Below are 21,206 nucleotides of genomic sequence, written 5' to 3' on the forward strand. Positions count from 1 at the left end.
CTTGCTGCATGCCTGAAGGGGTGTCAACTCGACACGCTTTTCGTCGAGTTGACACCCCTTCAGGCATGTGGCCCGCTCTTGGTGCGGCTCGTGATGGGACACACCACCAACGCACCCAGCTACGCAACCGGCGGCCGCCCAACGCAACAGGCGTGCCATCTACCTACGGGCGGCGTGGGCCCCCTGATCAGATTGCCGGGGGTCTGGGGGCAGAGCCCTCAGGGGAAGCACGCAACCGCAAGCTCGCCGCCCGCAAGGTGACCACCCACCAGGCCGCGAACCGCAAGGCAACCACCCGCTCAATCCGCGTCAAGCATCAACCTGAGCCCTCTTCCGAGCCTTGACCTCGAAAAAGTCCCCACCCTTCCGCCGAACGTCATCCGTCCCCCACTCCCGAACCCGATCAACAGGAACCATCCGGGGTATGTGCTTCCGACAGTGGATGTAGGCCTCCTCAACAGTCACCACCACCCACCGCTCGACCTTCCGCTCCTCAAGATCAGCAAACTCAGGAAACTCCTCAACCGCAGCGATCCGAGCCCCTCCGTTCACATGCAGCCCGATCAAATCCTCGGTGAAGTCCACCATCAACATTCCGACGTGCGGGTTCTCCATGATGTTCCCGAGAGAAGCCATCACCCCGTTCCCCCGGTACTCGGGATACACCAGGGTCCGCGAGTCGACCACCCGCAGGAACCCAGCCGCCCCAGCCCGCAGCGAGGAGTCGCACTCCCCGTCCGCATCGGCGGTCGAGATGAACGCCATCTCCATCCGGCCGACGAACGCGGCCATCACGGGGTTGAGGTGATCCAGAACCTGGTCCGAGTAGAAGCGCGTGGCGCGATCGGACGTCTCCAGGGCACATTGGAGGAAGTGCTCACCGCGTGAGCCTGGTTGCTCAACACGGTCGGGTGAGGTGGTTTCAGTCAGCTCAGGCAGGGACACGCGCCCAACCCAAGCACGCAAGCACGCAACCCGGTACAGACGGACCCTCACATTCACACTGTTGCGGTAACAACTAAACACATACAGTGACCATGCTTCGCTCGAAGGTGGCATCAAGGAGTCAAACAGCCCGATCAGGGGTTACTGTCCACCCTGTCGGGGGACGGATGCTTGACGAGGACGAGCGCCTTGCCGGCGCCACTGAGAACGACGATGAAGAACGTGGAGACTGCGCGCGGACCATGACTGCGAACGCTGTGCTGAGCCCCATCCCTACCCCGCCCCACCGAGAACCCCCGCCTGGTGTCACCGCGATGGTGCGGATGATCCGGGAGAGCTTCGCGGTGGTGGAGCCGCACTCCGAAGAAGTGGCGAAGTTCTTCTACGGAATGCTCTTCTCGCTCTCGCCTGCCACACGCGAGATGTTCCCCGCGAACATGGAGGTGCAACGCAGCCGTCTGCTGCGCGCCCTCGTGCACGTGGTGCAGATGGTCGACCGCCCGGACGACCTGATCCCCTTCCTGCGTCAGCTGGGCCGTGACCACCGGAAGTTCGGTGTCATCAACGTCCACTACGAGGCGGTCGGGACCGCACTGCTGTCCGCGGTGAAGAAGTTCTCCGGCGCCGCCTGGACGCCCAAGGTCGAGATGGCGTGGGCCGAGGCCTACACCCTCATGGCCAGGGCGATGCAGGAGGCGGCCGACGCCGACAACGGGCCCGCCTACTGGCACGCGACGGTGCTGGAGCACCAGCGCGTCTCGTGGGACCTCGCCGTCGTGCGCCTGCAGCCGGACCACCCGGTGAGCTACAAGGCCGGTCAGTACGTCAGCGTGGAGACGCCGCAGCGCAAGCGCCTGTGGCGGTACTACTCGCCGGCGAACGCACCGCGCGAGGACGGCGTCATCGAGTTCCACATCCGGTCCGTCGACGGCGGCTGGGTGTCCCGCTCGGTGGTCGGCCACACGCAGGCCGGCGACACGTGGCGCATCGGACCGCCCATGGGACGTCTCTCGGTCGACCGCACGGCCGGGACCGACATCCTGATGGTGGCCGGCGGCACGGGTGTCGCGCCGATGCACGCGATCATCGACGAGATGGCGCAGTACGGCGAGAACCCGCGCGTGCACCTGTTCTACGGCGGCCGCACCCGCGAAGACCTCTACGACCTGGACAACCTGCAGCGCATCGCGACCACGAACCCGTGGCTCACGGTCGTGCCGGTGCTGGAGTCGGACCCCGGCGTCCGGGGCGTCGAGCAGGGCAGCCTCGCCGACGTGGTCACCCGCTACGGCGCGTGGGAGGACCGGGACGTCCTGGTCTGCGGCAGCCCGGCCATGATCAGGTCGACGGTGTCCCGGATGCTCGTCGCCGGAACTCCTCTCGACCGGATCAAGTACGACCCGTTCACCCTGGACTAAGCTCGGCACGTCGTAAGCGACTGGCGTGCCGAGGGTGGAACTGACCACCGGGAAGCGACGGCCGAGCGCACCGAACGCCTGGGTGCCCGGCACGGAGTGATGCCGTGCTGCGCGAAGTCGATCCCGAGATCGCCACCCTCATCCAGGCAGAAGAACGTCGTCAGGCCAGCAAGCTGCGCATGATCGCGTCGGAGAACGACGTGTCGGCGGCCGTGCTCGAGGCAACGGGCTCGGTGCTGACCAACAAGTACTCCGAGGGCTACCCCGGTAAGCGGTACTACGAGGGCCAGCAGGTCGTCGACCAGGTCGAACAGCTCGCCATCGACCGGGCGAAGTCGCTGTTCGGCGTGGACCACGCGAACGTCCAGCCGCTGTCCGGCGCCCCGGCGAACCTCGCCGTCTACCTGGCGTTCCTGCAGCCGGGCGACACCGTGATGGGCATGTCCCTGCCGATGGGCGGGCACCTCACGCACGGCTGGGGAGTGTCCGCGACCGGCAAGTGGTTCACCGCGGTCCAGTACGAGGTCCGCAAGGACACCGGCGTCGTCGACATGGACGAGGTCCGCGCGCTCGCGCAGGCAGAACGCCCGAAGGTGATCTTCTGCGGCGGCACGGCGATCCCGCGCACCATCGACTTCCCGGCGTTCGCGGAGATCGCGAGGGAGATCGGCGCGGTCCTGGTCGCCGACATCGCGCACATCGCCGGCCTCGTCGCGGGCGGCGCCCACCCGTCGCCGGTCGGGCACGCGCCGGTGATCACCACGACCACGCACAAGACGCTCCGGGGCCCGCGCGGCGCGATGATCCTGTGCGACGCCGAGCACGCGAAGGCCATCGACCGCGCGGTCTTCCCCGGCCTGCAGGGCGGTCCGCACGACCACACGACGGCCGCGATCGCCGTCGCCCTGAAGGAAGCCTCGCAGCCGGAGTTCCGCGAGTACGCGCACACGATCGTGAAGAACGCGCAGGCGCTCGCCGACTCCCTCCTGGAACGCGGCTTCGACCTGGTGTCCGGCGGCACGGACAACCACCTGGTCCTGATCGACCTGACGTCCAAGCTGGTCGGCGGCAAGCCGGCGGCCAGGGCCCTGGACCGGGCGGGCATCGAGCTGAACTACAACGCGGTCCCGTTCGACACCCGCAAGCCGTTCGACCCGTCCGGCATCCGCCTGGGCACGGCGGGGGTCACCACCCGAGGCCTCAAGCCCGAGCAGATGCCGTTGATCGCGAACTGGATGGACCGCGCGATCGCCGCCCACGACAACGACCAGGCGCTGGACCGCATCGCCGCCGAGGTCGGGGAGCTACTCGGCTCCCTCTAGCCGTCCGACGGCCGCACGCACCTCGCCGAGGGTCCGGCGGGCGACTTCCGCGAAGTCCCCGCCGGTCCCAAGCCAGCGCTCGTAGCCGTGGTTGAACGCCAGCACACCGAGCTCCGCGGCCACGGAGGCCTCCAGTTCCGGCACCCCGCGCTGCTTCAGCGCGTCCGTCATCGCGACGGCGAACCCGACCATCTTCAGCGCGGCCCGCTCGCGCAGCTCGTCGTTGCTCGCGATCACCGCCAGCCGCTGCGGCCCGTGCGCCCGCCGCTCGTCGGTGAACGTCACGGCCGTCGCCACCAGCGCCGCCTCGACCACCTCCAGCGGCCCGGCCTGTGCGGGAGCGCCTGAGATCGCGCCTGTCATCAGCTCGGCCAGCACGTCCTGACCGCCGAACAGCACCTCGCGCTTGTCCCGGAAGTGCCGGAAGAACGTGCTCTTCGTGAGGCCCGCGCGCTCGGCGATCTGCGCGACCGCGGTGTTCTCGTACCCCTGCTCGCCGAACAGGTCGAGTGCGGCGCGCACCAACCGCTCCCGCGCGTCCGGCTCCCATCGACCCATGACGCACATCCTAAGTGATGCGACTAAGTCCCATCACTCTGCTACGGTGATGAGACCAAGTCCCATCACTTAGGAGGACAAGCACATGAAGGTCTTCGTCACGGGTGCCAGCGGCCACGTCGGCTCAGCACTGGTCCCGGAACTGCTGCGTGCGGGCCACCAGGTCGTCGGCCTGGCCCGTTCGGACGCCTCCGCCGCGAAGCTCGACGCCCAGGGCGCCGCGGTCCGGCTCGGCGACCTGGACGACCTCGACGGGCTGCGCAAGGGCGCGGCTGAGGCGGACGCGGTGATCCACTTGGCGTTCAAGCACGACGAGATGTACGCGGGCGACTACCAGGGCGCCTCGGACGCCGACCTCGCGGTGGTCCAGGCGTTTCTCGACGAGCTGTCCGGCACCGGCAAGGCACTGATCGGCACCGGCGGCACGCTGTCGTACTCGGGCCTCGGCCGCACCGCCACCGAGGCGGAACGGGTCTCCAGCGAGAGCCCGCGCGGCGCCGCACGCAACGCCATCGTCGACGCCACGGACGTCCGGGGCGCGGTGGTGGTGCTGCCGCCGACCGTCCACAGTGCACTCGACACCGCCGGGTTCATCCCGATCCTGGTCAGGACCGCCCGCGCCACAGGGGTTTCCGGCTATCCCGGCGACGGCACGAACCGCTGGTCCGCCGCGCACACGCTGGACGCGGCGAGGCTCTACCGGCTGGCGGCGGAGAAGGCTCCGGCCGGCTCGGTGCTGCACGCGGTCGCGGAGGAGGCCATCACGATGCGGGAGATCGCCGAGGTCATCGGTCGGAAGCTGGACGTGCCCGTCGAGAGCATCCCGGCGGAACGCGGCCAGGAGCACTTCGGCCCGCTCGCATTCATGGTCTCGCGGGACGCGCCGACGTCCGGGGCGCGCACGAAGGCGTTGCTGGGCTGGGAACCGGAGGAACCCGGCCTCCTGGACGACCTGGAGACCGGGTTCTACTTCGAGCAGAGATGAGCTTCGAGCTCCGCGTGCGCGTCGGAGAGCACACCGCTGGAATCCGGCTCGCTCAAAGCCGCTTCCTCCAGCAAGGCAAGCGTTTCCGGTGTCCGCGACCACGTGGTCAAAGGGCCTTCCTTCGGCCCTTCGCGCACGAGCCCGGCCAACGCGACCGGTGTGGCGAGGAAGTACTCGCGGACGGCCGCCTGCTCACGCGGGTCGCCCTTCGCGTAGGCCTCGGCCACCAGGCGCAGCCAGAAGAAGTCCGCTTCCAGTTCACCCGCCGCGATCAGCTCCATCACGCGCGGGAGCAGGTAGCGCACGAAGTCGTCGTCGCCGATCGTCCCCGACTTCAGCCAGAACCTCCCGACCTGGTCGGAGGTCAGCTCTCGCAACGGAACGGTCGTGAACGGCGCCACGGCCTCCGGTGTGACGCAGTGGTCGCAGAACTCGACCACTCGCGGACGCGGCATCGCGAAGACGTCGTACAGGCGCTCGATCATTTTCGGGGCTTCGGTTTCCAGACGACGAGGGCGGTCTCCTGCCGAATAGGCACGAGATCACGACGGTAGGAAGCGTGCACCGCGGCGGCCGTGGAGTCGGCCGCCGCCAAGGCTTGTGCGAGTTCCTGCTGGAGTTCTACAACCCGCGACCGCAGCGCGTCGACCTGGTTTTCCAGGTCGATGATCCGCTTGATGCCGGCGAGGTTCACGCCCTCGTCCTGCGAGAGGCGCTGGACCTCGCGCAGCAGCACGATGTCCCGCATGGAGTACCGGCGACCGCCACCGTTCGTGCGGCCCGGCGAGACCAGGCCCAGCCGGTCGTAGGACCGCAGGGTCTGGGCGTGCAGGCCCGACAGCTGGGCAGCCACCGAGATCACGAAGAACGGCGTGTCTTCATCAGTTCCTGGGGGGAACGGAAAACCCACCGGACTCACCGCCCTTCGAGCAGCGCGTTCAGGTCACCGCGCGGGTCATGATCGGTCGTCACGTCGGCGTACGCCTCGAGGGCCTTGCGGGCCTCGGACGAGAGGTTGTTCGGCACGGCGACCTCCAGGGTGATCAGGAGATCCCCCGCGGTCCCGTCCCGCTTCGTGATCCCCTTGCCCCGCGCCCGCAGCACGCGCCCCGAAGCCGTACCGGCGGGCACCTTCAGGGAAACCTTGCCGTCGAGCGTGGGCACGGTCAACGTGGTTCCGAGCGCGAGCTCGGAGAACGTCATCGGCGCCGTCAGCGTCAGGTCGTTGCCCTGACGGCCGAACACGCTGTGCGGGTTGACGTGCACGCGCACGAACAGGTCGCCGCTCGGGCCACCGTTGCGCCCCGGTTCGCCTTGTCCCGCAAGGCGGATCCGCTGGCCGTCGGCGACCCCGGAGGGGATTCGGACGGTCAGCGTGCGGGTGCGGGTGCTGACGCCGTCGCCACCGCACTCGAGGCACGGGTCGTCGATGATCCGGCCGGTGCCGCGGCAGTCGCGGCACGGCTCGCTGAACGCGAACGCGCCCTGCGACCGCGTCACCAGGCCGGAACCCGAACAGGTCGCGCAGGTGTGCGGCGTGGTGCCCGGCTTGGCGCCGGAACCGTTGCACGTGGTGCAGGCGGCGGGGGACGACAGGCGCAACGGCACCGTCGCCCCCTTGACCGCCTCGGTGAAGTCGATGCGGACGTCGGTCTCGACGTCCTCGCCACGACGCGGACGCGTGGGCGAGCCCGCCGCCGCGCCGCCGCGCCGGTTGAACAGGCCGCCGAGCAGGTCGCCCAGGCCGCCGCCACCGGTGCCCTGCGCGGCACGGCCGAACAGGTCGTTGACGTCGAACCCGCCGGAGCCGAAGCCACCGGAGCCCGGGAAGCCGCCGCCCGCGAACAGGCGGCGGGCCTCGTCGTACTGCTTGCGCTTGGCAGCGTCCGACAGCACGCCGTAGGCCTCGGAGACCGCCTTGAAGCGGGCCTCGGCCTTGGCGTCACCGGGGTTCGCGTCGGGGTGCAGCTCGCGGGCGAGCTTGCGGTACGACTTCTTGATCTCGTCCGCGGACGCCTCGGAGGAGACGCCCAGCTCGCGGTAGAAGTCCTTCTCGATCCAGTCCCTCTGACTCACCGGACGGCTCCTCCTCCCTAGGCTTCTTCAGACGGCGCCGCGGCGGCGGGCTCGTGGTCGGTCACCGCGACGAGCGCGGGCCGGACGAGCTTGTCGCCGAACGTGTAGCCACGACGCAGGACGGCCGTGACGGTCGGGCCGTCGACGTCCGGGGACGTGCTGTGCTGCACGGCCTCGTGCACCGACGGGTCGAACGCCTCGCCGTCGTGCGCGAACGGCTCCAGACCGGTCTTGGCGAGCGTGGACACGAGCTTGTCCGCCACCGCCTTGAAGGCACCGGTCAGGTCGCCGTGCGCGGCGGCCCGCTCGATGTCGTCCAGCACCGAGAGCAGTTCGGAGGCGACGGACGCCTTCGCGTTGTTGATCACCGCTTCCCGGTCGCGTTCCACCCGCTTGCGGTAGTTCGCGTACTCGGCGGTGAGCCGCTGCAGGTCGGCGGTGCGCTCGTCGAGCTGGGTCTTCAGCTCGGCGGCCACCTCGTCCACGACCTCGGCGACCAAGGGCTCTTCCACCGGAGCGCTGTCCTCGGCAACGTGGGCCGGCGGCCGGACCTCACCCGTTTCGGGGTCGATCCGGCGCCGGTCGTTCACGACTACCTGAGGCTGCTCCTCGTCAGGGGCGGCATGCCTCGGTTCGGTCACTTCTTCTCGTCCTCGTCCACGATCTCGGCGTCGACGACGTCGTCGTCCTTCTTCGCGTCGGCGCCCGCACCAGCGGCACCGGGGGCGTCCGCACCAGGGGCCTCGGCGCCGGGGGCACCCGGAGCGTTGGCGTAGATCGCCTGGCCGATGGCCTGGGACTCGGTCGCCAGCTTCTCGACCGCCGTCTTGATCGCGGCGATGTCGGTGCCCTTGAGCGCCTCGTTCGCCTCCGCGATCGCGGCGTTGACCTTGTCCTTGATCTCGGCCGGGAGCTTGTCGTCGTTCTCCTTGACGACCTTCTCCGTCTGGTAGACGAGCGTCTCGGCCTGGTTGCGGACCTCAGCCTCCTCGCGGCGGCGCTTGTCCTCCTCCGCGTGGGCCTCGGCGTCCTTCACCATGCGGTCGATGTCGTCCTTCGGCAGCGCGGAGCCACCGGTGATCGTCATCGACTGCTCCTTGCCGGTGCCCAGGTCCTTCGCCGACACGTGGACGATGCCGTTCGCGTCGATGTCGAAGGTGACCTCGATCTGCGGCACGCCACGCGGGGCGGGCGGCAGGCCGGTCAGCTCGAACATGCCGAGCTTCTTGTTGTGGGCCGCGATCTCGCGCTCGCCCTGGAAGACCTGGATCTGCACGGACGGCTGGCTGTCGTCAGCGGTCGTGAAGGTCTCGGAGCGCTTCGTCGGGATCGTGGTGTTGCGCTCGATCAGCTTGGTCATGATGCCGCCCTTGGTCTCGATGCCGAGGGACAGCGGGGTGACGTCGAGCAGCAGGACGTCCTTGACCTCGCCCTTGAGGACACCGGCCTGCAGGGCGGCGCCGACGGCGACGACCTCGTCCGGGTTCACGCCCTTGTTGGGCTCGCGGCCGCCGGTCAGCTCCTTGACGAGCTCCGCGACGGCGGGCATGCGGGTCGAGCCACCGACGAGCACGACGTGGTCGATGTCGCCGACGGAGACGCCGGCGTCCTTGATCACGTTGTTGAACGGCGCGCGGGTGCGCTCGAGCAGGTCGTTGGTGATGCGCTGGAACTCGGCACGGGACAGCGTCTCGTCGAGGAACAGCGGGTTCTTGTCACCGTCGACCGTGATGTACGGCAGGTTGATCGAGGCGTTGTTGGAGCTCGACAGCTCGATCTTGGCCTTCTCGGCGGCCTCGCGGATGCGCTGCAGGGCCATCTTGTCCTTGGTCAGGTCGATGCCGTTGGCCTGCTTGAAGCGCTCGACCAGCCAGTCGACGACGCGCTGGTCCCAGTCGTCGCCACCGAGGTGGTTGTCACCGGAGGTCGCACGGACCTCGACCACGCCGTCGCCGAGCTCGAGCAGCGAGACGTCGAACGTGCCGCCACCGAGGTCGAAGACCAGGATGGTCTGCTCCTTCTCGCCCTTGTCGAGGCCGTAGGCCAGAGCGGCCGACGTCGGCTCGTTGACGATGCGGAGCACGTTGAGACCCGCGATCTGGCCGGCCTCCTTGGTGGCCTGGCGCTGCGCGTCCTCGAAGTAGGCGGGGACGGTGATGACCGCGTCGGTGATCTCTTCGCCCAGGTACGCCTCGGCGTCGCGCTTGAGCTTCATCAGCACGCGCGCGCTGATCTCCTGCGAGGTGTACTTCTTGCCGTCGATCTCGTCGGTCTGCCAGGTCGTGCCGACGTGGCGCTTGACCGAGCGGATCGTGCGGTCGACGTTGGTGACGGCCTGGTTCTTCGCGGGCTGGCCCACGAGGACCTCGCCGTTCTTGGCGAAAGCGACGATGGACGGGGTCGTCCTGGAGCCCTCCGAGTTGGCGATGACCGTCGGCTCACCGCCTTCGAGGACTGCGACGACCGAGTTGGTCGTCCCGAGGTCGATGCCGACTGCACGCGCCATTGGAGTTCCTTCCGCTAGTACTTGTTGAGCGTTGCTGGCTCAAGTTTGCCACCCGCTCAAACCTGAGCCTACCCGACTCAAGCTTTCTGACTGGCTCAACGGCTGGGAATGTCTGCTTGTTCCCTCACAACGCGACGAGGGCCACCCCTTGTGGAGTGGCCCTCGACACATTCACCCTGGCCGGACTCAGGCGGCGAACACCTGGACGTCCCCGGAGTCCGCGGTGAGGCTGAGTTCGAGCGATGCGCTGGGATCGGTCGGGACGTGGATCGCACGCTCACCGCTGCCCGACGATCCGGTGATCTTGAACGGGCCTCCCGGCACCCGGACGGTGACGCCGCCGGACCCGCTGTTGGCCCTCACCGACTTCGCCGCCGACAACGTCAGGGCGATGTCCCCGGAGTCGGCTTTGGCGATCACCTCGTTCTCGAGCGAGGTGCCCTCGATGTCTCCGGAACCGGTGTCGAGCAGCGCCTTGCCCTTGACCGCGTCCAGCGCGATCCGGCCGGACCCCATGTCGGCCGTGACGGCGCCACCGATCCTGGTGCCCTCGAAGCCACCGGACCCGTTCTTCACCTTGACGTCTCCCGCGATGTCGCGGGTGGTGATCCTGCCGGAGCCGGTCTTGAACTCGACGGACGCCAGCCCCTCGATCATCACGTCGCCCGAGCCGATGTCACCGACCACCGTGGTGTTCGCGGACGGCACCAAGACCTCGTAGTTGATCTCGCAGTCCCTGCCGCAGCCGTCCAGCACCAGGGTGTTGCCCTCGACCCGGTGCGCGACACCCGACGGCTTGTTGTTCTTCTCGTGCTGGACCTTGCGGTGGATCTTCGTCTCGTTCAGCCCCTGCTGGTACCGGATCGTCACGTCGCCGGAGTCCTGGTCACTGCGCACCTTCACCGAGGTGAACTTCTCCGCGACCACGTGGTCGTCGGAGAACTCGTACATCATGATGCGGATGCCCCCACAGGCGGTCGACACTGTGAGCACCGCCCCCGCCACCAACGCCACCAGCGCCGTCCTCATCATGGACTCAAAACTAGAGGCGATGGCGCTCGGCTACACGGTTGCAAGCCCCCGAAGGCGGGGTGGGGTTGTCCCTACCCAGGACTCAGACGAGATCTTCGAGCACCGCGCGCAACGCCGGTGCGGTGCGCGCGGGGTCGTTGAGGAACCGCGTGGACGCGAGCACGTGCGCCGGCGCGATGCGTTCCCACAGCAGGCCGTCGACCGGCACCTCGGCGATGTGCAGTTCCACGCTCTGCGCCCACCTGCCGATGCGCGACTCGATGCCGCGCAGCACGTCCCCCATCGGTAACGCGGCGGGGCTCTGCACGCGGTGCAGCTGCTCGATGCCGGGCTTCAGCGCGAGCACGGCGGCACGGCTGGCGGGACGGGTCAGCAACGCCTCGGCGTCCTCGGGGGTGGCGGGCTCGACGCCGCCCCTGCACGCGTCCAGCGCGTCGGCCCACCAGCCGGGCCACTCGGCGGTCACGGCGGAACGGTCGGTGCCCAGCGGCACCTGGACGGGCAACGACGGGTCGAGGCCCGGCACGTGCGGTTCGACGTCCACCGACAGCGCCAGCGAATCCCGCACGTAGAGCGCGGCGAGGAGGCCCAGGCTGACCCCGTGGCTGATGCCGGACACCTCTCGCGCGAACTTCATGACCTCATTCTTCCCGCGGAGCGGCCGTGGATTCGTCGCGGCCGCGGATCAAGAAGGACACGATTGGCTCCAGCTCGTCCTCGTTCGGAGCAACGTCGGCGATCAGGCCCTGCATCAGCAGCCCGTCGATGGCCGCGAGGAACGCGCGGAACGCGACGGGGTCCGCCGGCCGCGCGACCTCGGTCGCCAGGTCGAGCCACCGGCGTGCGGCGGGCTTCAGCTCGGGACGCCGGCCCGCGAGCAGGTACAGCTCGTACTCGGCGAGCGTGCGGCCGCGGTTGGTGTCGACCGCCGTCGCGAGGCTCCGCGCGATCTCCCGCGCGGTGCCGCTGGCGATGATCTTCAGGACGTCGTCGCACATCGCCTCGGCCGACCACAGCAGCGTCGCGATCAGCAGGTCGTCGAGCGTGGCGAAGTAGTAGGTGGGTGCCGTCGTCGGCACGCCGGCCTCGCGGGCGACGCTGCGGTGCGTCACGCCGGAGACGCCGTCGCGTTCGATCACGCGCAGGGTCGCCTCGACGATGGCGCGCCGCTTCTTCTCGCCGCGCGCCTTGCGTCCGTCGACCTTCTGCAACTCCACTACCGCGGTCAGTGCGTCCTCCCGAGTTCGAGCGTCACCACGCCTCCGATGATCAGGACCAGCCCGATGACCATCGTGGGGTTGAGGGTCTCGCCCAGGAACCTCCAGCCGATGATCGCCACGGATGCGACACCGATAGCGGACCATACGGCGTAAGCGACGCCCACGGGCATACCCAACTTCAACGCGCGCGAAAGTGCGGTGAAGGCGATGGCGTAGCCGAGGACGACGATGACAGACGGCCAGAGCCTGGTGAAGCCTTCGGACAACTTCAACGAGACAGTGGCGGCGATCTCCGCCGCGATCGCCGCTGCCAGATACACGTACAACAAGGTGACCCCCGGGCTGCTCAGGACAACTACTTGAACAAGTGTTCCACAAGTTTTTGATCAACTTATGGGTACTTGACCGGTACTCCACGAGACACCGGCCACGTCCAAGTGGTTACTCGGCAGTAACCTGGCCTAGAATCCCGCCATGACCCTCCAGCTGGTTCTCGGACTCGTCGCCGTGGCGGTGAGCGTCGTCGCCTGGGGCGTGTTCGTCGCCGCCGTGCTGAAGCAGATCAAGATCATTCGGCTCGGCCAGCCGGACGGCACCCGCTTCGGACCGTTCGTGCCGCGCATGAAGACGATGATCGTCGAGTTCGTCGCGCACACCAGAATGGCGAAGTTCCGCTCGGTGGCCCCGTGGCACTGGATGGTGATGTGGGGCTTCCTCATCGGCTCCGCGGTGCTGTTCGAGGCGTACGGCGAGGTGTTCGACCCGCGCTTCCACTGGCCGATCATCGGCACGTGGTCGATCTGGCTGCTGCTGGTCGAACTGCTGGGCGTCGGCACCGTCGTCGGTGGTGTGGCCCTGGCCGTGATCCGCCAGCGCAACCACCCGCGCCGCGCCGACCGGGTCTCCCGCTTCCAGGGTTCGGACTTCAAGTCCGCGTACTTCGTCGAGGCCGTCGTCATCATCGAGGGCGTCGGCATCCTGCTGGTCAAGGCGTTCAAGCAGTCGAGCGGTCTCGAGGCCGCCCCGCTGTGGACGTCGTTCGTGACGCAGCCGCTCGCGCAGATCCTGCCCGCCGCGCCGATCTGGGTGTCCGTGATGGCGCTGGTCAAGCTGCTCAGCGGCATGATCTGGCTGATCGTCGTCGGCCGGAACCTGACGATGGGCGTCGCCTGGCACCGGTTCTCGGCGTTCTTCAACATCTACTTCAAGCGCGAGGACGACGGTGGCGTCGCCCTGGGCGCGCTGAAGCCGATGATGTCCGGCGGCAAGGTCCTGGACCTGGAGGAGGCCGACCCGGACAAGGACGTGTTCGGCGTCGGCAAGGTCGAGGACTTCACCTGGAAGGGCGTCCTCGACTTCTCCACCTGCACCGAGTGCGGCCGCTGCCAGTCGCAGTGCCCCGCGTGGAACACCGGCAAGCCGTTGTCCCCCAAGCTGGTCATCACGCAGCTGCGCGACCACATGTACGCCAAGGCGCCGTACCTGCTGGCCGGCGGCTCGAAGGACATGGGCGGCGACGAGGTCGGCATCACCGAGGACAAGTACGAGGACTACAAGAAGCGCCTCGAGTCGATCGACGTGCTGGCGATGGCCGAGGCCGAGCGCCCGTTGATCGGCGGCCCCGACGAGCTGGGCGTCATCGACCCCGAGGTGCTGTGGTCCTGCACGACCTGCGGCGCGTGCGTCGAGCAGTGCCCGGTGGACATCGAGCACGTCGACCACATCGTCGACATGCGCCGCTACCAGGTGCTGATCGAGTCGAACTTCCCGACCGAGCTCGGCGGGATGTTCAAGAACCTGGAGAACAAGGGCAACCCGTGGGGCCAGAACGCCAAGGACCGCCTGGCGTGGACCGAGGGCCTCGAGTTCGAGGTGCCCGTGTTCGACGGCGACCTGGGCGACGCGGAGTACCTGTTCTGGGTCGGCTGCGCCGGTGCGTTCGAGGACCGCGCGAAGAAGACCACGCGTGCCGTCGCCGAGCTGCTGCACACCGCGGACGTGAAGTACACGGTGCTCGGCCCGGAGGAGACCTGCACCGGTGACCCGGCCCGCCGCGCCGGCAACGAGTTCCTGTTCCAGATGCTCGCCCAGCAGAACGTCGAGGTGCTCAACTCGGTGTTCGAGGACCGGCCCGCCGGCCAGCGCAAGATCGTCGTCACGTGTGCGCACTGCTTCAACACGCTGGCGAACGAGTACCCGCAGGTCGGTGGCACGTACGAGGTCGTGCACCACACGCAGCTGCTGAACAAGCTGGTGCGCGAACGCCGCCTGGTGCCGGTCGCGCCGGTCACCGAGGACGTCACGTACCACGACCCGTGCTACCTGGGCCGCCACAACAAGGTCTACGAAGCACCGCGTGAGCTCATCGGGGCGTCGGGCGCGACGTTGCGCGAGATGCCGCGGCACGAGGAACGCTCCATGTGCTGTGGTGCCGGTGGCGCCCGCATGTGGATGGAGGAGCGGATCGGCAAGCGCATCAACGTCGACCGCGTGGACGAGGCGCTGTCCACCGCGCCGTCGAAGATCGCGACGGGCTGCCCGTTCTGCCGCGTGATGCTGACCGACGGCGTGACCGCGCGTCAGGCCGACGGCCAGGCCGGTGCGCACGTCGAGGTCGTGGACGTGGCGCAGATGCTGCTGGAGTCGGTGCGGCGCGGCACGGAGAAGAAGGACACGCCGACCGACGAGGTCCCGACCGGTACGCCGCTGCCGGACGAGGACAAGTCGAAGGTCTGAGTCTGGAGCAAGAGAAAGGCCCTCGGTCCGTTGTGGACCGAGGGCCTTCTTCGTTGTTGTTCAGTCGTTGTCGGTGATCTTGTCGTAGACCACGTTGAGCACCCAGCCGGTCAGGGCGACGATGATCGCGCCCCAGAACGCGGGCCAGAAGCCGTCGACGCGGAACGGCAGGTCGAGCTGCTCGGCGAGCCAGCCGGTGAGCATGAACAGCAGCGCGTTCACCACGAGCCCGATGAGGCCCAGCGTGACCAGGTAGAACAGGCAGCCGAAGAACTTCACGAGCGGCTTCACGATCGCGTTCACGAGGCCGAAGATGACCGCGACACCGATCAGCGTGAGGATTCTCGACCCGGTGGAGCCCTCCCCGAGGTCGATGCCGGGGAGGGCGGTCGACACCCAGACCGCCACGGCAGTCAGCAGCACATGCACCAAGATGCCCATGCCGCGCAGACTAGCCGTGGCGGGTCCTATGTGGTCAGGACCGGCGACGGCGCGCCATGAAGAACGCGCCCGTTCCCGCCGCGAGCAGCAGCGTGCCGAGAGCGAGGAAGCCCAGCGGCGAGGCGCCCGTGGACGCGAGACCTGTCTTGTTGCCCGCCTTGGCCACGGCCTGCGTGGTCGTGGTGGTCGGTGCGGCGGCTGTGGTGGTCGACGTGGTCGGTGCGGTGGTCTCCGCGCTCTTCTCGACGACCTTCACGGGGAACTGCAGGAGGTTGTCGCTCTGGTCGACGTCGGTCAGGCCGGCGAACGATCCGAACTCGACCAGCTTGAAGAGGGTGAAACTGGTGTTACCGGGCACGAACGTCAGCTCGATCTCGGCCGTCTCGCCGGGCAGGACCCGGTTGCGGAGCACGAACTGGGTGGCGCCCTCCGCCTCGAGGTTGTCGCTGTGCCGCACCACCTTCGCGTCGTGCAGGCCGAGCCCCACCCGCGGCGCGACCGGCGCGTCACCCGAGTTGACCAGCTTCACCTGCGCGGTGATCTGCTCACCGACCAGGTAGGTGTCCTTGGCCGGCGAGAGCGCTCCCTTGACGGTGATGTTCGCCTTCGCGACGAAGTAGCGCAGGTCGACCTGCTCGGTCTTCCCGGTGCTCGCGACGGAGATCGCGCGGACGCCGGTCGCCCAGTCGACGTCGGTGGCGGCCCTGGGCTTGGCGAGGGCGAGGCCTTCACCGAGGAGCGGCGCCATGAGCGTGAACTCGCCGAGCGGCAGGTCGATCGCGTAAGAACCGTCCGCACCCGGCGTCGCGGCCTGGTCGACCGCGGACCCGTCCTTGGCCTTGCCGGCCACCTTGATCTCACCGGTGGTCGGCTTCTCGTCCGCCTGCCGGGTGCCGTCACCGTTGGTGTCGACGAAGGACAGTCCCTTGACGAGGTGGCCGACGAGCGGGAAGTCGCCGTCGGTCACGGTTCCCGAGGCCGTGAACGAGGTCTTGGCACTCGTGTAGTTGACGAGGTCGAGGTTCTCCACCAGGTAGGTGGACTTGGCCAGGTTGAAGACCCCGTACCGGCCGTCGGCGCCGACCGCGAGGGTGAACGTGCGCCCGTCCTTCTGGTCGGTGACCCGGACACCGGCGCCCCACGCGCGGACGCCGTCCCCGGCGTCGTACGCGTCGTTCCCGTTGTGGTCGAAGTAGAAGCGGCCGGCGATGTTCATCTTCTCGTCCTGCGCGAGGGCAGGAGCGCCCATCGCGAGCAGCACGAGGGCAGCCGTCGTCCCGGCAGCGAAGATTGTGCGCACTGTGTCCCCCAGCGATCGATTCATCCACTTAGGACATCGGTACGCCGGGGGTCAGTGTTGCGTGTTGCAGGTCACTCGGACAGCGGATAGCCACCCATCTCGCACCCCTCCCTCTCGTGCCAGTTAGCACGATATCGGATAGTACGAGTTCGTAGCAATTACTCCTTGCTGTCGAGTGCGAGCCTGGTGCGACGACGGGCGGGCCCGAGCTCGCCGGACAGCACCTCCATCACCTGGCGCAGCAGGTCGCGCAGGTGCTCCAGGTCGCCGCCCGGCAGTGCGGTGAGGAGGTCGCGCTCCCGTTCCGCCTGGCCCGCGACGATCTGCAGGAAGATCTCGCGACCGGCGTCGGTCAGCGTCGCGGGCAACGACCGGCGGTCGCTCGGGTCGAGCTCGCGGACCACCAGGCCTGCCTTCTCCAGCCGGTCGAGCCGGCTCGTGATGGTGGTGGCCGGGCTCAACGTGCCGTTCGCGAGCTGCTTGGGGGTGAGCCGGTGAGGCGGCCCGATCCAGAACAGGCGCGCGAGGATCTCGTAGTCAGCACGGTTCAGGCCGTGCGGCGCAGCGATCTCCGTGGCGAGGAAGTCGAGGTACTTGCTGATCTGGTGCACCCGGTCGACCACGCCCTCGACCACCGGATCGATCGCCGGAACCATGGCCCTCCACGACTCGACCTCGGCATCGGTGTCGTCCGCACCACGGTTGCCCATCCCGCAATGGTAGTTGCGCCCGCATGCAGAACGGCCCGCGTCTCTCCCGGACGCGGGCCGTTCCGCCTTACCCCCTGGTGATCAGCGTTCCCCCCGGTGCGGATCCCGCCTGTAAGACACCCCAGGGGTGCCGGATGTTGCCCTTGCCGCCGAATGTCACTCGAATGCAGTAGCGCTCACACCTGCTCGCTGCCACCGGATCTCCGTCGCGCGCAACGGGTGCGGGCACGTCAGGAGGCTTAGGGTGATCATCCATGAGCGAGAAGCCGCAGGGCTCAGGCGAAAGCAGCCTCACCGTCGTACTGGCTCTGCTGGTGAACCTGGCGATTGCGGTCATGAAGGCCATTGCGGGCGTTTTGACCGGTTCAGCCGCAATTCTCTCCGAGGCCGCGCACTCGGTGGCCGACACGTTCACCGAGGCGCTCCTGCTGACCGCACTGCGCCGCTCGGACCGCCCGGCCGACCGCAGGCACCCGTTCGGCTACGGCAAGGAGCGCTACTTCTGGTCGCTCCTCGCAGCGGTCTCGATCTTCGCCTCGGGCGCGACGTTCGCGTTCTACGAGGGTTTTCGCACGGTCTTCGGCGAGCCGGAGGAACAGACCAGGCCGCTCGTCGGCTACATCGTGCTGGGCCTCGCGTTCGCACTCGAGTCCGTCTCGTGGACGCAGGCGTTCCGGCAGGTCCGTTCCGAGTCGGCCGCACACGGCCGCGGCTTCTGGGACTTCCTGCGCGTCTCCGACGACCCGACCGTGAAGACGGTGTTCCTGGAGGACTCGGCCGCCCTGGTGGGCCTGGTCCTGGCCTTCGCGGGCCTCGGCCTGCACCAACTGACCGGCTCGTCGCTGTGGGACGGCCTCGCGTCCCTGGCGATCGGCGCACTGCTGGCGACGGTCGCCTACGTGCTGGCCCGCACCAACCGGGGCCTGCTGATCGGCCGCCAGGCAGACCCGGTGATGGTGAAGGCGATCTGGCGCCGGCTCAGCGAACTGCCCGAGGTCGACGCCGTGGTGGACGTGCTGACGATGCTCATCGGCACCGACCGCGTGCTGCTCTGCGCCCGCCTCGACTTCGACGACGCCCTGACCGCACACCAGCTGGAAGACGCGTGCGTACGCATCTCCGCGGAGCTGCGCACCGCGTTCCCCGACCTGGACGAGATCTTCCTCGAACCGGTGCCGCGCACCGACCCCGACCTGCGCCGCCGCGTGCTGGAGCGCTACGGCGACCTGAGCTAGCGACGCGTGTCGGTCTGGTGGAAGTTGAGGTAGGCACGGCTGGGCGTCGGCCCGCGCTGCCCCTGGTACCGGCTGCCGGCCTGCGCAGAGCCGTACGGGTGCTCCGCCGGGCTCGACAGCTTGAACAGGCACAGCTGCCCGATCTTCATGCCGGGGTGCAACGTGATCGGCAGGTTCGCGACGTTCGACAGCTCCAGCGTGATGTGACCGGAGAAGCCGGGGTCGATGAAGCCCGCCGTGGAGTGCGTCAGCAACCCGAGCCGCCCGAGACTGGACTTGCCTTCGAGCCGCCCGGCCAGGTCGTCCGGCAGCGTCACCATCTCGTAGGTGCTGCCGAGCACGAACTCGCCGGGGTGCAGCACGAACTGCTCACCCGCGGGCGTCTCGACCAGGCTCGTCAGCTCGTCCTGCTGCTGCGAGGGGTCGATGTGCGTGTACTTGGTGTTGTTGAAGACCCGGAAGAACCGGTCCAGCCGCACGTCGATGCTCGACGGCTGGAGCATGTCGACGTCGAAGGGGTCGAGGGCGAGACGGCCGGACTCGACCTCTTTGCGCAGATCCTGGTCACTCAGCAGCACCCGGACAGGCTAACCGAAGACGGTGGCACCGCCCCCGTCCGCGTCTGTGTATGATCGGCCACGAGCTTGCTCACGCGGGTGTAGTTCATTGGTAGAACGACAGCTTCCCAAGCTGTAGAGGCGGGTTCGATTCCCGTCACCCGCTCCACGCCGAGGCCCCGGCGAGTCACCCCAGACTCGCCGGGGCCTTCGTTTTGCCCTCTTCTCGCCGATTCATTTATCGAAGATGAAACGCTGGCCGCTCGCCGTGGAATGCTTCACTCGATCAGGTGACGCTTGGCGCGCCTTTACTGTATCGGCGGGTAAGAAGTAGCTCGGCCGGTCGCTCTTTCGATATCGGACCTACACCCCGAACGAGTGATCAGCACACAAGACAACCCCGCTCTGTTAGTCCGAATTAACCCGGAGTCACCCCTGAGACGCGAAAATCGAGTCGCATTCGACGTCCTCGCGCAGGCCCTCGCGCAGTGTCATGCGGATCGAGTCACCGGAGCGTTGCGCATTGTGGGCAATGCGGGTGGGCTGTTTCATTTGCGCGACGGCGCGGTGATCTCGGTGGAAAGCCCTGGTTCGCCCGGAGTGGAGTCCTTGTTGCTCAGCTCCGGCCGGATCGAGGAAGCGGACTGGACCGCGGCTCTCGTGGAGAGCGTCGAGACGCGGTCGCTGCAGGCGGCGCTCGTGGGTCGCGGGGTCATCGGTGCGGCCGAGCTCCAAGGTCTGGTGGTGGACGGTGTGCAGGACGGGGCTTTTGCCGCGGCCGTGGGTGAGATCGAGCGGCACGTCGTCGACGAGGGCAGCGATCCACCGCTGTTACCTGCGACGGAGGGTGTCGCGCCGGACTTGCTGCTGGCTGCCACCGGCCGCCGGCTGGAGGCGATCGCCTCGTTCTCGCTGTCGCCGTACCGGGACCGCGTGGTGCCCGGCGGCGCGGCGGAAGAGGCTTCGACTGCTGCGCGGCGGGAGATCGTCGCGCTCGCCGACGGACGGCGGACCGCGCGGGACCTGGCGTTCGCGCTCGGGCGCAGGCTCTACCCGGTCACCGTCGAGATCGGCCTCATGCTCGCTGACGGACTGCTCGAAATCGCCCCGCCCGCGACGTCTTTCCGATGTTCGCACTGGGGACTGGCCGCGCTGCGCCCTCGGGCGGAGGTCCGGCCGGATCTCGGAATCTCCCTGAAGTCTTCGGAGGTGTGATGTTTGTCCTGAGCGGTTCGACATTTCCGATTCTGAAAGGGAGTGAATTGGACTACGACGCTCTGAGCGCCGAGCTGCGAAAGCTCCGGGAGAACGTTGCCGGTGTGACCGACACGGTCATCGCCGCGTCCGACGGAATTCCCATCGTCGCCGACGTGGCGAAGAACATCGATCCCGCCCACATCTCCGCGCTGGCCGCCGCCGACCTCGGCATCGCGCGGCAGGCGGCCGAGGTCATCGGCCTGGGCACGCTCAGCCAGACGGTGGTGTTCGGCAGCGAGGGCTACATGGCCGTGTACGCCATCGGCAGGTTGTCACTGATGGTCGTGCTCGGGGACAAGGGCCTGAACCTCGGGCGGCTCCTGCACGAGACGCGGCCCGTGATCGAACGGGTCGGCGCGATTCTGTCCGCGTAGACGCCCGCGCGAAATTGGTCGCAGCACATGTCCACGATCGGTTCATGGCTCTCGTCAATGATGCCTCCCTCGTGGAGGCAGGTCCGCACACGGCCGAGGCACGGCAAATCGGATGCGCCGCCCTGGCCACCAGACGACATAGGGAAGTGGAGTTTGATGAACATCGATACCGCGTTGAAAGAGGCCATGTCCATCTCCGGCGCTGTCGGTGTCGCGCTGGTCGACTACGACAGCGGAATGTCGCTCGGCACCAGCGGCGGGGGCGACTGGCTCAACCTGGAGATCGCGGCGGCCGGGAACACCGAGGTCATCCGCTCGAAACTCCGGGTGATGCAGTCGCTCGGGCTCAGCGACACCATCGAGGACATCCTGATCACGCTCCACCGGCAGTACCACCTGATCCGGTTGATGGGCGGCGTGAAGAACAGGGGTTCGCTCTTCCTCTACCTGGTGCTGGAAAGGGACAACGCGAACCTCGCACTGGCCCGGCACCAGCTCAAGCGAATCGAGAACGACCTGATCGTCTAGAGGCAC

Annotated in this window: 23 protein-coding genes, 1 tRNA gene and 1 riboswitch; of the genes, 9 read left to right on the forward strand and 15 right to left on the reverse strand. The window is 68.1% G+C overall.

What is annotated here, in order from left to right; all coding sequences use genetic code 11:
- Window positions 1–309: 309 nt before the first annotated feature.
- The gene (locus tag IEY88_RS25510) at window positions 310–945 is read right to left on the reverse strand and encodes a pyridoxamine 5'-phosphate oxidase family protein (protein ID WP_229693744.1); all 636 of its coding nucleotides are present in this window, start codon (window positions 943–945) and stop codon (window positions 310–312) included.
- A 314-nt stretch (window positions 946–1,259) separates the two neighbouring features.
- On the opposite strand from IEY88_RS25510, the gene IEY88_RS25515 reads away from it, so the two are divergent.
- Window positions 1,260–2,363, forward strand: a complete 1,104-nt coding sequence (locus tag IEY88_RS25515) for an FAD-binding oxidoreductase (protein WP_229693745.1) — start codon at window positions 1,260–1,262, stop codon at window positions 2,361–2,363.
- A 6-nt stretch (window positions 2,364–2,369) separates the two neighbouring features.
- Window positions 2,370–2,454, forward strand: a riboswitch (ZMP/ZTP riboswitch).
- A 13-nt stretch (window positions 2,455–2,467) separates the two neighbouring features.
- Window positions 2,468–3,685, forward strand: a complete 1,218-nt coding sequence (gene glyA, locus IEY88_RS25520) for a serine hydroxymethyltransferase (protein WP_189157366.1) — start codon at window positions 2,468–2,470, stop codon at window positions 3,683–3,685.
- Here glyA and IEY88_RS25525 read toward each other — a convergent pair.
- Window positions 3,668–4,243: a TetR/AcrR family transcriptional regulator gene (locus IEY88_RS25525; protein WP_189157367.1), complete on the reverse strand. Its 576-nt coding sequence runs from the start codon at window positions 4,241–4,243 to the stop codon at window positions 3,668–3,670. The genes glyA and IEY88_RS25525 overlap by 18 nt on opposite strands.
- An 85-nt stretch (window positions 4,244–4,328) precedes the next feature.
- Between IEY88_RS25525 and IEY88_RS25530 the strand changes: the two genes are divergently transcribed.
- Window positions 4,329–5,228 (forward strand): SDR family oxidoreductase, encoded by a 900-nt coding sequence (locus IEY88_RS25530; protein ID WP_189157368.1) that lies wholly within the window; start codon window positions 4,329–4,331, stop codon window positions 5,226–5,228.
- On the opposite strand, the gene IEY88_RS25535 is transcribed toward IEY88_RS25530, so the two are convergent.
- The 9 genes from IEY88_RS25535 to IEY88_RS25575 form a co-directional block, all read right to left on the reverse strand.
- The gene (locus tag IEY88_RS25535) at window positions 5,210–5,713 is read right to left on the reverse strand and encodes a hypothetical protein (protein WP_189157369.1); all 504 of its coding nucleotides are present in this window, start codon (window positions 5,711–5,713) and stop codon (window positions 5,210–5,212) included. The genes IEY88_RS25530 and IEY88_RS25535 overlap by 19 nt on opposite strands.
- Window positions 5,710–6,138 (reverse strand): heat shock protein transcriptional repressor HspR, encoded by a 429-nt coding sequence (locus tag IEY88_RS25540; RefSeq protein WP_189157370.1) that lies wholly within the window; start codon window positions 6,136–6,138, stop codon window positions 5,710–5,712. Before IEY88_RS25540 ends, IEY88_RS25535 begins: the two co-directional genes overlap by 4 nt.
- 5 nt (window positions 6,139–6,143) lie before the next feature.
- Window positions 6,144–7,304: a molecular chaperone DnaJ gene (gene dnaJ, locus IEY88_RS25545; RefSeq protein ID WP_189157371.1), complete on the reverse strand. Its 1,161-nt coding sequence runs from the start codon at window positions 7,302–7,304 to the stop codon at window positions 6,144–6,146.
- A gap of 17 nt (window positions 7,305–7,321) precedes the next feature.
- Window positions 7,322–7,945 carry a nucleotide exchange factor GrpE gene (gene grpE, locus IEY88_RS25550; protein ID WP_189157372.1) on the reverse strand — a complete coding sequence of 208 codons (624 nt, stop codon included), beginning with the start codon at window positions 7,943–7,945 and terminating at the stop codon, window positions 7,322–7,324.
- Entirely contained in the window at window positions 7,942–9,810 is a 1,869-nt protein-coding gene (dnaK, locus tag IEY88_RS25555; RefSeq protein ID WP_189157373.1) for a molecular chaperone DnaK, read from the reverse strand. Before dnaK ends, grpE begins: the two co-directional genes overlap by 4 nt.
- Window positions 9,811–9,996: 186 nt before the next feature.
- Window positions 9,997–10,842, reverse strand: coding sequence for a DUF4097 family beta strand repeat-containing protein (locus IEY88_RS25560; RefSeq protein WP_189157374.1), 846 nt, complete (start codon window positions 10,840–10,842; stop codon window positions 9,997–9,999).
- Between the two features lie 82 nt (window positions 10,843–10,924).
- On the reverse strand, window positions 10,925–11,479 hold the full coding sequence (locus tag IEY88_RS25565) for a hypothetical protein (protein ID WP_189157375.1): 555 nt from the start codon (window positions 11,477–11,479) through the stop codon (window positions 10,925–10,927).
- 4 nt (window positions 11,480–11,483) lie between these two features.
- Window positions 11,484–12,059, reverse strand: coding sequence for a TetR/AcrR family transcriptional regulator (locus IEY88_RS25570; protein WP_189157376.1), 576 nt, complete (start codon window positions 12,057–12,059; stop codon window positions 11,484–11,486).
- Between the two features lie 8 nt (window positions 12,060–12,067).
- Window positions 12,068–12,391 carry a DMT family transporter gene (locus IEY88_RS25575; protein WP_189157377.1) on the reverse strand — a complete coding sequence of 108 codons (324 nt, stop codon included), beginning with the start codon at window positions 12,389–12,391 and terminating at the stop codon, window positions 12,068–12,070.
- Between the two features lie 145 nt (window positions 12,392–12,536).
- Here IEY88_RS25575 and IEY88_RS25580 point away from each other — a divergent pair, with 145 nt between their 5' ends.
- The gene (locus tag IEY88_RS25580) at window positions 12,537–14,798 is read left to right on the forward strand and encodes a (Fe-S)-binding protein (protein ID WP_189157378.1); all 2,262 of its coding nucleotides are present in this window, start codon (window positions 12,537–12,539) and stop codon (window positions 14,796–14,798) included.
- A 60-nt stretch (window positions 14,799–14,858) separates the two neighbouring features.
- Here the strand turns inward: IEY88_RS25580 and IEY88_RS25585 are convergent, their stop codons facing one another.
- From IEY88_RS25585 to IEY88_RS25595, 3 genes are all read right to left on the reverse strand, one after another.
- Window positions 14,859–15,239, reverse strand: a complete 381-nt coding sequence (locus IEY88_RS25585; RefSeq protein ID WP_189157379.1) for a phage holin family protein — start codon at window positions 15,237–15,239, stop codon at window positions 14,859–14,861.
- A gap of 34 nt (window positions 15,240–15,273) precedes the next feature.
- A complete protein-coding gene (locus IEY88_RS25590; RefSeq protein WP_189157380.1) occupies window positions 15,274–16,539 on the reverse strand; it encodes a hypothetical protein in 1,266 nt (421 codons plus the stop codon).
- Window positions 16,540–16,697: 158 nt separating this feature from the next.
- Window positions 16,698–17,249, reverse strand: a complete 552-nt coding sequence (locus tag IEY88_RS25595; protein WP_189157381.1) for a MarR family winged helix-turn-helix transcriptional regulator — start codon at window positions 17,247–17,249, stop codon at window positions 16,698–16,700.
- A gap of 254 nt (window positions 17,250–17,503) precedes the next feature.
- On the opposite strand from IEY88_RS25595, the gene IEY88_RS25600 reads away from it, so the two are divergent.
- Entirely contained in the window at window positions 17,504–18,484 is a 981-nt protein-coding gene (locus IEY88_RS25600; RefSeq protein ID WP_189157382.1) for a cation diffusion facilitator family transporter, read from the forward strand.
- Here the strand turns inward: IEY88_RS25600 and dcd are convergent.
- Window positions 18,481–19,062: a dCTP deaminase gene (gene dcd / locus IEY88_RS25605; protein ID WP_189157383.1), complete on the reverse strand. Its 582-nt coding sequence runs from the start codon at window positions 19,060–19,062 to the stop codon at window positions 18,481–18,483. The genes IEY88_RS25600 and dcd overlap by 4 nt on opposite strands.
- 74 nt (window positions 19,063–19,136) lie before the next feature.
- On the opposite strand from dcd, the gene IEY88_RS25610 reads away from it, so the two are divergent.
- The 4 genes from IEY88_RS25610 to IEY88_RS25625 all read left to right on the forward strand — a co-directional run bounded on the left by IEY88_RS25610 (window position 19,137) and on the right by IEY88_RS25625 (window position 21,200).
- A tRNA-Gly gene (locus IEY88_RS25610) sits at window positions 19,137–19,210 on the forward strand.
- 407 nt (window positions 19,211–19,617) lie between these two features.
- On the forward strand, window positions 19,618–20,256 hold the full coding sequence (locus IEY88_RS25615; protein WP_189157384.1) for a hypothetical protein: 639 nt from the start codon (window positions 19,618–19,620) through the stop codon (window positions 20,254–20,256).
- A 47-nt stretch (window positions 20,257–20,303) separates the two neighbouring features.
- Entirely contained in the window at window positions 20,304–20,672 is a 369-nt protein-coding gene (locus IEY88_RS25620; protein ID WP_189157385.1) for a roadblock/LC7 domain-containing protein, read from the forward strand.
- Between the two features lie 156 nt (window positions 20,673–20,828).
- On the forward strand, window positions 20,829–21,200 hold the full coding sequence (locus IEY88_RS25625) for a hypothetical protein (RefSeq protein ID WP_189157386.1): 372 nt from the start codon (window positions 20,829–20,831) through the stop codon (window positions 21,198–21,200).
- Window positions 21,201–21,206 lie beyond the last annotated feature (6 nt).

Source organism: Lentzea pudingi (assembly GCF_014646255.1).
Classification (GTDB): Bacteria; Actinomycetota; Actinomycetes; order Mycobacteriales; family Pseudonocardiaceae; genus Lentzea; species Lentzea pudingi.